Consider the following 13,172-nt stretch of genomic DNA (forward strand, 5'->3'; position numbering starts at 1 on the left):
GCTTCTCCGCCGCAGAGATGTCGCCTTGGACGTACTTGCCGATCACCTCCTCTTTCGCGACTCGGTCCGTGAGTTCATCGCGCGCAACATCGAGCCGAACTACGAACGGTGGGAGTCCTCGCATCGTCGATCGGGAGCTGTGGAGCCACGCGGAAGGCAGGGCCTGCTGGGTATGGCCGTACCCGTGGAGTACGGCGGCGGCGGTACACCGGACTTCGGTACAACGTCGCGCTCGTCGAGGAGCTCGCTCAGGCCGGCGCGCCCGCGATCGCGTCCGGCTTCGATTGCACAACGACGTCGTCCAGCCTTACCTGCTGGATCTGGCCACGCCAGAGCAGCAGGAACGCTTGCCGCCCGGCTTCTGCGCCGGGCAGCTGGTGACGGCGATCGCGATGAGCGAAGCGGGCACAGGAGCGACCTCGGGGCGGCCCCACCACTGCTCCCCGGGACGGCTCCGACTGGGTCGTCAACGGGCAGAAGCCCTTCATCACCAACGGCATCCACTCCGACGTGGTCATCGTCGTCGCCAAGACCGACCCAGCCGCGGGTGCCAAGGGCTTCAGTCTCCTGGTGGTCGAGCGGGACACGCCGGGGTTCAAGCGCGGCCGGAAGCTCGACAAGCTCGGTCAGCACGCCCAGGACACCAACGCGATCCCCGCGCGAGAAGGCGCAGGTCAGACGTGGGACCGTCGATGGGCTCCTGTCCGTGGTTCGATCTTCGGGCGTCTGCACTAACGGCAGCCGTTTCGGTTGGTGGAAGATGTGTGCGCAGCGGTCGATACGGTCCACCGACACAACCACCACTTCGCGTTCCCTGATCTTGGGGTGGGCCAGGCACCACATGATCGGCATCTCGTCCCCGGAGCAGACCAGGTAGACCTTGAGCCCCCAGTAGTAGCGGGAGTGCGAGGCGCAGTAACCGTAGCCGGCGTGACCGGCCAGGTCTGAACGTTTCGCCGTCTCCCGTGAGGTACCACACGGCAGCGGGGTTGCATCGGTCATCCACACATCGTCGAACCATGACGGGCAGCACCTGGCCAGCACGAGGATCGCCTTGCACAGCAACGGTTCTGTACGCTTGAGCCGCTTGCGGTAGCCGGGCTGCTTGGGAGGTACGGGAACATGTCGGACTGGCCCGCACACGCCTGATCCAGCGGCGCTCGGAGCGAAACCCCAGCAACGCCTGAGCCACCGCCAAGGTGATCAACTCGCTGTCGGATAGCACCGGCGACGGCCGCGAACGACTCGAGGCGGAACCACGTAATCGTTGATCAATGCGTAAAGTGCGGTTAGAGGGGTGTTCAGATCTTTGCTCACACATCGAACTTGAACACCCTCCGCCCACATCCTCGGCCACGACGCGCACCAGGCCCTTCAAGGAATCATTCATCTAGTATCGGCCGGAGCCGCAGTCAGAAGGGCGGTCCTGGGCAAGGGCTCGGCGTCACCCTTCAGCTGGCGGTCGAGGCCGCCGAACGCGACTGGCCGACGACTACTTGCAGATGTGTGCGAGCCTCGTTCGCGTTCAATCCCAGGTCGTTGCGAACCTTTGGCATACTCGTGGCTAGTTCCCGACCCTCGGGTCGAAGTGGCCCTCGATCACCAGCCGACCGACGAGAACGCCCAGGTCGGACGCGGGACCGTCTGTGTGGGCTCCTGCCGGGGGCACCCATGCCGGGGGCACCACACAGACGACCCCGAACGCGCCGCCAACCAGTTCCGCGCCGCCATCGGCAACATCCGCAAGACCCTCCGCGACGCCACCGGCACGAGCAACAAACAGTTCGTCACCTACAGCGCGGACCGCTACCGCCTCGACTCGGAGACGATCGACGTCGACCTCTGGCGGTTCACCCACCACCTCCACACCGTCGACGGCGACGATCCGACGAAGGCACTGGCCGCTGCCCTCGGCGACTACAACGGCGACCTCACCGACGGCCACACCTATGAATGGGCAGAACCGCTACGCGAATCCTTGCACCGCCAAGCCGTCGACGCCTACGCCCGCCTCGCCGAAGAACACGAACACAGCGGCGAGACACAGCAAGCCGTCACGACCCTCGAGCATGCACTCGCACTCGACTCCTACAACGAAGACCTCTACCAGCGCAGCATCCGACTCCTCGGCGAGCTCGGCCGCACCGACGCGATCCGCCGCCTGTACAGACACCTACAGAACAAGCTCGCCGACCTCGACATCGACCCCGACCCAGCCACCGAACACCTCGTCAGCAGTTACCTGCCTGGAGGCCTGTGGAGACCACCGACAGGTCGACCGGACGATGCCATGAGATGACCCGTCAGCGATCACTCCATGGACCGCTGGTGGACGACGGAAGTAGTTTACGCAACGGCACAGGCTGGCCAGTGGAGCTGCCCATTCAGTGCCTCCTGCGACCTCTGGGTTATGAGCAGGACCAGGTCCATCTCACCACTCCCCCGACGCGCCGGGCTAGGACGGCAGCCGGTTAGGGAGGATCGTCTCTCGGATGATGTCGCCGTGCCCGCAGTGCCTGGCGTACTCCGCGATCATGTGGTGCAACACCGAGCGCACGAGGTGCCCGGCAGCTGACGGGACCGCTGACGACGGCTGCCGCGACGACGAGGCGCGTGGTCGTCGCATCCGTCCGCAACCGCCTGTGCCGGATGCCGGCGGCGGAGGCGCAGCTCGTGGCCGACGGCGACGGGAGGTCGGACCACATGCGCCACCTCGTCGTCGTTGCCACCGAACGTGCCTGTCGAGCAGCGGGTTTGGGTGGGTGGTTACGCGGCTCGTCGGCTTTTCCAATCTCCTCCCATCTGTTCCCTCGGTCATTAGCATCCAGTCATGCAGGGGTTGTGGGCGCTTACCGGTCGGGCCGAGGAGCTGGCGGTGGTCCAGGGCTCGCTCCAGCGCGCCGGCGGCCCGTGCGGGATCGTCCTCTCCGGGGCTGCCGGGGTCGGGAAGACCAGGCTTGCCCAGGAGGCCGTGGCCACCGCCGAGGCACGAGGTGCTCGCACGTACTGGTTGCCAGCTACCGCCTGCTCACAGGAGATCCCCCTCGGAGCCTTCGCCGCTGTGCTCGGGGACCTGGAGGGAGACCCGTTCAGTGTCTTCCGGCGCGCGGCCGATGTCCTCGCGGAGCCCGGACGGCACACGGGGGTCGTGGTCGGGGTCGATGACGCGCATCTCTTGGACAACCTCAGTGCGGCGCTCCTGCTCCAGCTCGTGTCCCAGCGGCGCGTGACGACGCTGCTGACTATGCGGTCTGGGGAACCCGCGCCGGACGCGCTCGCCGCGATCTGGAAGGAAGGGCATCTCGAGAGACTGGAGATCCAGCCACTGTGCGCGTCCGAGACGGGCGACCTGCTCGAGCGCGTCCTCGACGGTCCGGTCGACGCTCGCAGCGCGAGGGCTCTGTTCGCGCTCACCAGGGGCAACCCGTTGTACCTGCGCCATGTGGTCCACGGCGAGCTCCAGTCCAGCCGGCTCGCGAGGTCCGACGGTGTGTGGCGGTGGCAGGGTGGCTTCGAGGCCTCTCCCGAGCTCGTCGATCTGGTGGGTCGCAGCCTGTCGAGTGTGTCGGGACCCGCCCGCGACGTGCTCGACCTGCTGGCCGTCGGCGGCGTCCTCGACGTCGACCTGCTCGCGACGATCGTCGAAGTCCGAGCGCTCGAGGCCGCCGAGGCGTCCGGCGTCGTCGTGGTCGACCAGACCGCCGACGGCCTCTGCGCGCAGCTCGGGCATCCGATGTACGGCGAGGTCCGGCGCGGGCGGATCGGGCAGGTCCGAGCGCGCCGGCTGCGGGGGGCCGTCGTGAACGCCATGTCGCAGCGTCCTGCGGAGGGCCCGGGCCAACTCCTACGCAGAGCCGTGCTGTGTCTCGACTCCGATCTGCCGGGCAACCCGGATCTCTTCACGGCGGCGGCGGACGTTGCCCTGCACCTCTTCGACTTCCCGCTCGGCCAGCGACTCGCCCGCGCCGCGGTGAACGGCGGTGGTGGGCCGGAGGCGCTGTTGCGCCTCGGTTATGCACAGGGCTTCGGCAACCGTGCGGTCGAGGCGTACGACACACTGGTCGCCGCACGCGCGCAGGCACAGACCGACCTGGACCAGGTCCGGGCGAGCGTCGCGTCCGCCGGGCACGTCTTCTTCATGCTCGGTCAGCCGGACGAGGCCCGCTCTATGATCGCGGACGCGGAGCGCGCACTGCGCAGCCCGGCCAGCCGAGCCATGTTCGATCCCCTGAAGGCGGTATTCGAGGTGTGCCTCGGCAGGCCCAGGCACGCTGTCGAGCTGGCGAGTCGGGCCATCCGAGCGGACGAGCTGCCGCCACAGACCGTCGTCTTCAGCCTGTGGGGTCTGGTAGGTGGGTTGGGCATGCTCGGGCGTGCGGACGAGATCGAGGAGTACGGCGAGCGAGCATGGACGGTCGGCGCGACATCGTACGACTCGTCGCTGCCGCGCCTTGGCATCGTCTACTTCGAGCTGGTGGGACTTCGGCTCGCGGGGTACGTCAAGGAGGCCGAACGACTGGTACATGCTCGACTGGCCGAGATCGACGCCGGCCTGCACCAGCCAGCCCTCATGGGCCAGGGACTCGCCGCTGAGGCCGCGCTCGCGCGAGGCTACGTCCGCACCAGCATCGACGGCCTGACGCGGGCGTGCTCCGGGCTCGCCGGAGCGGACACGTCCGGCTGGGCTTTCCACACTGGCGTCGCGCTCACGATCGCGCATGCCATCGCCGGCGACACGGCGGCAGCGGCCGAGGACGCCCGCCGGGTAGAGCTGGTGCGCCACCCGGGGCACGTCTGGGTAGAGCCTGACGTGCTGCTCTCCCGCGCGTGGCTGGCCGCGGTCGAGGGAGCCCTGAGCGCAGCGATCGAGATCGCGCACGAGGCCGCGCGCTGGGCCGCCGTGCACGACGACGTCGCTCATCAGATGTTCGCGCTGGCGACGGCGGTCCGCTTCGGTGACCGCGACGTCGCGGGAGTGCTCAGCCAACTGGCGCCACGAGTAGCGGGCCCGCGTGCGCCTGCGGCGGCTCGGCATGCCGCGGCTCTCGCCGGTGACGACGGAGAAGGGCTGCTGCAGGCGTCGCGCGACTTCGAGCAGATGGGGGATCTGCTCAGCGCCGCGGACGCCGCGGCCCAGGCGGCCGGCGCGTACCAGCGACGGGGCCGGCCCGGTGCCAGGCTCTCGGCGGCCACCCGCGCCGCACGGCTGCAGGTGGTGTGCCAGGGAGCCCAGACGCCGGCGCTGAAGGCAGCGGTCCGTCCGCTGCCTCTCACCGACCGCGAGCGCGAGGTCGTGACCCTGGCGGCGCATGCGCTCTCCAACCGAGAGATAGCTGACCGGCTGGTCGTCTCGGTCAGAACCGTCGAGGGCCATCTATATCGGGCGAGCGCCAAGCTGGGCACGTCCAGCCGCGCAGGCTTCGTCGAGGTGCTCGACCTCCACTGAGTAGGTCGCCCCGGGAAACGAGTAGTGGACTACTCGGTCGTGTGCCGGGCGGCGGGCACAGTCTTGTTCCTGCCGATCTGCCGATGAGCCACGTCCGAGGTGTCAGCATGTACGACAGCGTCCGCACCAGCTTCGCCGCGTTCTCCTCGCCACTCGAGGGTGTGGTCCCGTGGATGTACCAGGACTCCGAGGGCCTGGTGACCGTCGCGATCGGCAACCTCATCGACTCCCCCGCGGCCGCCTGGGAGACGAGGAACTACGGCGCTCCGTTCGTCCAGAGGTCCGACATGGTCACCGAGGCGACCGAGGCCGAGGTCACCGCCGACTGGGACCGTGTAAAGCAGAACCGCGAGCTCAAGGGCAACTGGCAGGCCGCCGAGAACGTGACCAAGCTACGGCTCACCGACGACGGCGTCGCCAACCTGGTCGCCAACAAGCTGCAGGCGTTCGAGAACAACCTGCGCCAGACACCGGAGTTCTCCGGGCTGGACGCATGGCCGGCAGACGCCCAGCTCGCCCTGTTCAGCATGGCCTGGGCGCAGGGAACCAACTTCGGTCGCTGGCCGAGATTCCGGGCCGCGTGCGCGGGAAACGACTGGTGGACAGCCGTGCGGGAATGCAACATGAGCAACGCGTGGCTGGGGAAACGGAACGCGGTGAACCGCGGCATGTTCCGCAACGCCGCCTGGGTGGTCAAGGACGGCATTGAGCCGGCCGACCTGCAGGTCACCATCCCGGGAAACCGGCCCACGCTGTCGTTCGGTGCGACCGACCAGGACCACGCTGGACTCGGGTTCGACGGTGATACCTCGGTGAGCAGCCTGCAGTGGTTCCTCACCTTCCTCGGCTTCCCCTGTGCGGAGAACGGGACGTTCGACCAGGCAACCGACGACGCCGTCCGCTCCTTCCAGACCGCGGAGAACGAGCTCGCCGCCGCTCAGGGCGGCTTCGCCGTCGACGGCAAGGTCGGCCGAACGACCTGGGCGGCGCTTGGCTACGTCGTCCCGAGCTACGCCTGACCCCCGGTCCGCCCGGATGGTGGGGCCGTACCCCGAAGAGGAGTTTGCGATGCCGGAGAAGTTCGAGGTCACAGCAGACGGTTTGACGAGGATTCTCGATCTGCGGTGGGAGTCCACGGCCGAGTTGGTTCCGGTCGTGAAGTGGGACCCGGTACTGCAGGTGTGGGTGCTGGAGTGGGTGCAGCCTCCGATACAGCCGAATTGGCTCAGGGACAAGGACTCCGACTACACGACCATCCCTGACGACGCCGGCAAGCGGCGATACCTCGATGCGATCGTCGAAGACCTGCTCGCCGACCCGGTGACGGTGCAGGAGCTGTTGGTCGGCGGGGCGGTGTTCCAGCGACTCGCCAACCAGCGCCTGGCCGAGTCGAAGGCACCGTTGTACGAGCCGTTCAGCAACGCGGCCGCTCGGCTGTTCACGGCAGCCATCGACCGACTGGCGGTCATCGGGTAATCCGCGACGAGCGAACGGAGAGCGTCCATGGCGAACGCATTCGCTGGTGTGCCCGGTCCCCGGATCGCGCTGGCCTCGTCAGCCCTCGACGACCTGAGCGTGATCGTGGTCACCGAGGACGGCCAGGTGCTCCGCTACCGGTGGCAGGAACAGGAGTGGCCGGACCCCGGCCTGCGCTTCGGCCCGTTCCCGCTGCGTGGTGTGACGGCCATCGGCAGTCCGGCCGCAATCTCGGGCGCGGAGGGGCGACTGGACGTCTTCGTCCGCACGGACCGGCACGAGCTCGCCTGGGGGGCGGTCGACGCCGACGGCGCGTTCAGCGGCTGGACCGTCCTCGCGCGCTACCTCGCCTTCGACCCTGTGGCCGTCTCGAACACGCCTGGTCGCGTCGATGTCTTCGCACCAAGTGTCACAGGCCCGCTGAGGCAGTGGACGCACGATGGCGCGACCTGGCAGACCGAGCGGATACACGAGTGGGGCTGCGGGACGCCGGCCGTCATCACGTCTCCCGACAGCTACGACATGTACGGAGTGACGCCGGACGGTCAGTTGCGCAACTTCGTCCTCGACGTCGCCACATACGGATGGCAACGTAGCGAGCTTCCCGAGCCCGCCTGGCCCGAGGTGATCGCGATCCAGCGCGACGAGGCCATCCGGATCGATCTCTTCGGTCCCGGTCGTGGCGCAGGCGTCGTCCACTGGGGCTGGTGGGAACACGGCCGGCGGTGGTTCCGCGACGATCCGCAAACGCATCCCTGGCTGCCGGGCACGATCCTCGACGAGGAGGTGGGACCGGTCACCGGCGGCTACAAAATCGTCGGACGCGATCAGGACCGCCGTCCCCTGGTCTTCTGGTGGCGGGACCCGGCGGACGAGTACGGGGCGCAAGGCTCGTGGAACGCCGACGTCCTCGACGGCCAGGCCGATGCGTTGCCAAGCGCGCTCGCCCGCGACCGATCCCACGACTCGATCGTCTACTTCGACAACGGCGTGCTCACCCACTGGTTCACCGGTCGTGACCTCAGCACTTGGGACGTGGCGCGGTGGGACCAGCCGCTCGTGGACGAGGAATGGACCACTGCCGCCCGCACTCGACCCGACTACCTTGCGGCCCGGCCCGAGGATCTCGTCCTGCTCGGCGTGTCCGCCGAGCGGATGGATCTCGTACCAGGACCTGCGCCAGTCCTTCTCGCGCGCGCCGACGCCATCCTGCTGCTCACACTGCCTCCGCAGCACGTCGGTGAGGAAGTGACCGCTGACGACAAGCCGCTCCCCCCAGGGACCTCGATGCGCGCGAGCCTGTCGGGAGTCACGCAGCTCGCGTTCGACGTGGCGGACGGAGCGGCGATCCCGCTCGACGTCGATGGGCTGCTGGAGAAGATCGGCGGCCCAGACCTGACCCTACGGCAGGACCAGACACACCGTCGCGGCACCGTCATCGAGATGCCGTGGCACCTGGCGATGACTCCGGCCGACGCGGACCTGGTCATGCTGCACGCACACCAGCCGCAGACGTCGGCCGACGGCGGCGTCGCGTTGTGGTCGACCAGGATCGACCGGCGGGACGGCGCGCCGATGCGGATCGACCCGCTCGACGTCGGTCCCAGCGACCCGTTCCCGATGGCGCTCACCGCGGCAGGTCGATCGGTCATCCGAAACCTGCCTCCCGACGACTTCCAGGTGTCCCGTCTCGAGCTGTCGGCTCTCGGGGGGACGCTCGACGCGCGCGCCGACCACGCCGGCTTCACCTGGCGGCACCTCTGCACGCTCGGCAGGGACCAGCGGGTCACGACCATGTGGCACGGGCGGCTCATGCCGTTCGGCCACCGGGTGACGTACACAGAAGACACCGAGCGGCGCGTGCGACTCGACGAAGGCGAGGGCCAGGCCCCCGAACTCATCGCCGCGCTGCGCAAGACCCGGGTCATCACCGTCACGGAGCCGGTGGTGGACGTAGCCGGTGCAGCCCCGTTCCCGTTCCACCGGGTCGAGCTCACCACGACCTCGTTCGGCGGACTCGACGAACCTGCCTGGACGCGAGTCCCGCGCAGGCTCGACATCGCAGCCCTCAACGAGCGACTCGCGTATCTCGACTACGACCTCCAGGCAATGGGCTGGCTGTGGACCGCGCCGGCCCCGTCGGCGGAGCTGCGGGCCGAGGACTACCGCGAGGCGGCCGCCTTCATCCAAGTGCTCATCGAGCGACACCGCATCGAACAGGCACTCGCCGCCGGCGGCTTCGGCGCCGACCTCGACGTCACGTTCCTTCCGGTCCACGATGGCAGCCCGATCCAGTTCGGGGTCAGGGCCTCCGGACGGCTCGGCGACGTGGAGTTCACCATGCCACTCGCCTTCGTGGTCGATCTGGACCTGCCCGCCGAGCTGGGTCTCGAACCGTTCACGACGCTCGGCAACCCGAGCGTGCTGGAGATGGCACGCACGGCTCTCGGATCCGGGGAGGTCGGTCTGCCGGCGGTGCAGCTGGACCTCCGGCCCGCCGATGCGGCAGCTGGCGGCACCGTCCACGAGGTGCACGCGCTGAACTTCGGCGCCACCTCCGAGGACGGCACCTTCCGCCCGACGCTCGGCTGGCCCGACACCGAGGACGCCGACGACTGGGCAGCCGACCTCGGCCTACCGTCGATCAGGCACCTCACCGGACGCGACGAGCTCGCCAGAGTGCGGTATCCCGACCCGGCTCGACGCGTCGAGGACGTCGTGCTCGACATCGTCGGCGGGCTACCGGTCGACCTCGGCGCGGCCGCGGAACGGGTCGGTGCACTAGCAACGCCGAACTTCGTGGCCGACGTGATCTCCGCGACGCAAGGCCCGGTAGCGGCCGCCGGGCTGGTGCGGGACGCCGCGGGCGAGCTCGACCCGGCATCGATCCTCGGCCACGGAGCCGGCCTGCTCGGCCTCGACCTCCCCAGCCTCATCAACAAGGAACTGCTCGGCCAGGCACCCACGATCACGCAGGACCCGCAGGTCACCTACACGTGGGGACCGATCACGTTGCGGCCGGGAGCTCCGCTCATCGCTGACGACTCCTCCACTTTGGAGATCTTCGCCACGGCCGGACCACGGGCGTCGACGCGGAGCACGCTGACGAATGTGGGGCTCGCGCTGCCACCCGACGCACCGTTGCTCGAGCTGCACTTCTCGTCGCTGGCGTTCACTCAGTCGGGCGCCGAACCCCCTGCCCTTGACGTGGGGACGGTCACCGCGAACTTCCGCGGCACACTGCAGCTCCTCAGCGAGCTCCAGGAGAAGGTGGGGCTGGGGTCGGCGCTGCCGGCGATCACCACGTCCGCCGACGGGGTGCTGGTGAGCTACCGGCTGCCGGTACCCGAGGTCGCGTGCGGCGTGTTCCGAATGAGCAACGCCACCTTCAGCGCGGCCGTGGAGATCCCCTTCCGACCACCCGGCGTACGCGTGGTCCTGGGGTTCGCCAGCCGGGAGAGCCCGTTCAACGTCAGCGTCCTGGCGTTCGGTGGTGGTGGCTACGTGCGGGTCGTGCTCAACAGCCTGGCCCTCGGCGACGGCTCCGCCGGCGGCATCGAGGAGCTGGAGGCGAGCCTCGAGTTCGGTGCCAGCCTGGCGGTAAACCTGGGCATCGCACGCGCCGAGGTCCACGCCATGGGCGGTGTGCTGCTCCAGTACGCGAACGACGAGTGGTTGTTCACCGGCTTCCTGCGCATGGGTGGAAGCGTCGACCTGCTCGGGTTGGTGTCGGTCGTGGTGGAGCTGCGGCTCGAGCTGACCTACGACCCCGAGGACAACGCGATGTGGGGACGCGCCACCCTCGTCGTCGAGCTCGACCTGACGCTCACGTCGTTCGACGTCGAGCTCGACAGCGGGATGTGGGTGTTCGCCGGTGGTTCGTCTCCCGACGACCACCAGGCGCTCGGTGACCGTGGCGGCCACGAGGCGTTCGCGCAGTACCACTCGTCCGTGGCTCGAGAGGAGCTGGCATGAGTGAGCTCGTGTGGGTGTCGGTGCCGGCAGGTGCCGTCACCGACGGGAAGGCGATCGTCCAGGTCGTGGTCGTGCCACAGCTCGACGAGGCCGGGCTGCTGGAGCTGGGCAACTGGGCTGACCGGGTCCTCGAGCCCACCTTCCAACCCGAGGTGCTGGTCAACGGTCAGGCTGTCTCCGCCGAGCTGGTCAGGACCGCCAGGCCAGACGTCTGGCAGGCGTTCTTCCCGCCAGGCACCACGGTTCTCCCGTGGCAGGCGCCAGCGGCACGGGCCGCGGACGCGATCGTCGTGCGCCCGTCGAGCGCCGAGGAACAGGACCTCACGACGGCGTACGCAGACGCCGCGACCGACATCGACAACCCCGCACACGTGACCGGCGTGATCTCCGGCTTCCGCGGCGACCGACGGATCCCGTCACCCAGGCGGACGCAGCCGGTCGCCGAGGATCGGGCACAGGCCGACTTCCACGAGATCGTGGCCGGACTCCGCGACCAGCCCGCCGTGCTCCGTTCGCTCGGCCTGATCCTCGACCTGCGCATCGACACACCGGCTCCCGGCCGTGGCGAGGTGCGGGTGACGTGGCCCGGAGGGAATCTGCTCGCGCGGTCGCCGCTGACCGCCTACATGGTCGAGGCCGGGCACTTCCTCCCTGCGGCCCTGGACCCGTCCGAGTCGTGGCCGCGGATCGCCGGCGGCATGGTCGACGTGCGCCCGGTCGCAGGGTGGCGCCTCTCGACCATCGACATCGACCAGGGTGTCGCGTCTCTCGGCGCGGCCCAGGCGTCCGGACGTACCGACACGATGCCGGCGCCTCGCACCTCCGGCATCTCGCTGCTGCGCAAGGAGCGCTCCGCGGACCTGCTCGCCGAGGCCGGACGGTCGCAGGCCCGCGGCGCCGACCTCGACGACGAGGTGCTCGGCATCGCCGACCTCGTCCTCGGCTACCGGGTGGACGCGCGGACCCGGGGCCGTAGCTGGTTCCCCCTCGGTGCACGCCGCGCCACCCACACCGTGAACGGGATCGACGTCGTCCGCGAAGCGCTCGAGGACGCCCACATCAAGCCGTTCGCGGTCACCCGCGAGGACGACCAGCTCAGCACGGACGAGGTCGTCACCCGCTGGACGGGCTGGGGGCTAGGCACGCTCCGGCCACACGAGCGGGCCACGGTCGTCGAGATGCCGTCACAGGCAGCGCGCCGCCAACCCACCAGACAACCGCAGGCCTTCGACCACCGCTGGGAGTTCACCGAGCCCGGCGACCAGAGCCAGCTCCCGCTCCGGTTCGGCCAGACCTACGAGATGCGCGTCCGGGTCGCGGACCTCGCCGGCGGCGGCCTGTCCCTCGACGATCCCGTCGACTCGCTAGGCACCGACCCGGTCGTCTTCCTCCGCCACGAACCGGTCCCACCGCCGAACCTCGTGACTCCGGACGCGCTGCTCGTTCCGCGGCCCGAGCAGCCGAGGCGGGCCGACGGCGATCCCGGCCCGCTCGGACCGGGCGGAGCGCTCGACACCCTGGTGGTGCGCAGCGACCGCGCTGTCTCGCCCGCGGCGTTCGCTGCCGCACACCCGCCGTATCCGGACAACGCGCACCGGCGACTGCGGCCGCCGGACACCACCCTGACCCTGGCCGAGCACCACGGCCGCCTGGACGGCCCGATGGAGGAGGCGGAGCCCGTGTTCAGGCGAGGGCTGGGCCTCGACGGTGCGCCGCCGCTGCCCGACCCGATGTCGCACGGGGTCGTCTTCCACCTCGCCGGTACCGCGGAGGGCAGCAGCGTCGTCTGGCCAGGCGACTGGCCCGACCTCGGCGAGGTACCAATGACGCTCGAGCCGTTACAGCCTGGCGACGTGATGGCCGCGGCAACCGACCACGACGGCACCGTCCTCGTGCGGCTGCCCCAGGGAGAGGCGGTCGACCTGGACGTCAGGTCCATGCTGCAGCGCACCGACCAGGCGTACTTCCAACTGAGCCGATGGCTGGACACGCGGCGCGACCCGGGTCTGGTCAACTCCCCCGACCTCGCGATGCACTCACTGGCCGCGCCGCCGAGCACGCTGCGCCTGGTACACGCGATCCGTCGACCGCTGCGTGACCCGTCCGGCAACATGCGGGTGACGCGCGTCAAGGACTGACGTGTTTCTGACTTCGTGACGCACTTTGGCGTTGGATTAGCCAACATCGTCGGGGTTCTGGGTGGGTTGAGTCTGTCGTTCTTGGCGGTGGGTGGCAAGCCGGTGTAGCCGGGCTTGCTCGAGGCCGGCCTGGCGGG

The 13,172-nt window shown here is 69.3% G+C and carries 7 protein-coding genes and 2 pseudogenes; 7 read left to right on the top strand and 2 right to left on the bottom strand.

Features of this window, described 5'->3' with window-relative positions:
• Positions 1-25 precede the first annotated feature (25 nt).
• A pseudogene (locus GEV10_18310) lies at positions 26-735 on the top strand (hypothetical protein).
• A 403-nt stretch (positions 736-1,138) separates the two neighbouring features.
• On the opposite strand, the pseudogene GEV10_18315 reads toward GEV10_18310, so the two are convergent.
• Positions 1,139-1,347: pseudogene (locus tag GEV10_18315) on the bottom strand (hypothetical protein).
• Between GEV10_18315 and GEV10_18320 the strand changes: the two are divergent.
• Positions 1,346-2,299: a hypothetical protein gene (locus tag GEV10_18320; GenBank protein MQA80406.1), complete on the top strand. Its 954-nt coding sequence runs from the start codon at positions 1,346-1,348 to the stop codon at positions 2,297-2,299. The pseudogene GEV10_18315 and the gene GEV10_18320 overlap by 2 nt on opposite strands.
• A gap of 156 nt (positions 2,300-2,455) precedes the next feature.
• Here GEV10_18320 and GEV10_18325 read toward each other — a convergent pair whose 3' ends face one another.
• Positions 2,456-2,824 (bottom strand): DUF664 domain-containing protein, encoded by a 369-nt coding sequence (locus tag GEV10_18325; GenBank protein ID MQA80407.1) that lies wholly within the window; start codon positions 2,822-2,824, stop codon positions 2,456-2,458.
• 6 nt (positions 2,825-2,830) lie between these two features.
• Between GEV10_18325 and GEV10_18330 the strand changes: the two genes are divergently transcribed.
• The 5 genes from GEV10_18330 (at position 2,831) to GEV10_18350 (ending at position 13,035) form a co-directional block, all read left to right on the top strand.
• Complete coding sequence (locus GEV10_18330; protein MQA80408.1) at positions 2,831-5,446, top strand: AAA family ATPase; 2,616 nt, start codon at positions 2,831-2,833, stop codon at positions 5,444-5,446.
• 668 nt (positions 5,447-6,114) lie between these two features.
• Complete coding sequence (locus GEV10_18335) at positions 6,115-6,465, top strand: hypothetical protein (protein MQA80409.1); 351 nt, start codon at positions 6,115-6,117, stop codon at positions 6,463-6,465.
• Positions 6,466-6,514: 49 nt separating this feature from the next.
• Complete coding sequence (locus GEV10_18340) at positions 6,515-6,922, top strand: hypothetical protein (GenBank protein ID MQA80410.1); 408 nt, start codon at positions 6,515-6,517, stop codon at positions 6,920-6,922.
• 27 nt (positions 6,923-6,949) lie between these two features.
• Positions 6,950-10,897, top strand: a complete 3,948-nt coding sequence (locus GEV10_18345; protein MQA80411.1) for a hypothetical protein — start codon at positions 6,950-6,952, stop codon at positions 10,895-10,897.
• On the top strand, positions 10,894-13,035 hold the full coding sequence (locus GEV10_18350; GenBank protein ID MQA80412.1) for a hypothetical protein: 2,142 nt from the start codon (positions 10,894-10,896) through the stop codon (positions 13,033-13,035). The genes GEV10_18345 and GEV10_18350 overlap by 4 nt, the downstream gene beginning before the upstream one ends.
• Positions 13,036-13,172 lie beyond the last annotated feature (137 nt).

The sequence above is a fragment of the Streptosporangiales bacterium genome (assembly GCA_009379955.1).
In the GTDB taxonomy this organism is placed as follows: domain Bacteria; phylum Actinomycetota; class Actinomycetes; order Streptosporangiales; family WHST01; genus WHST01.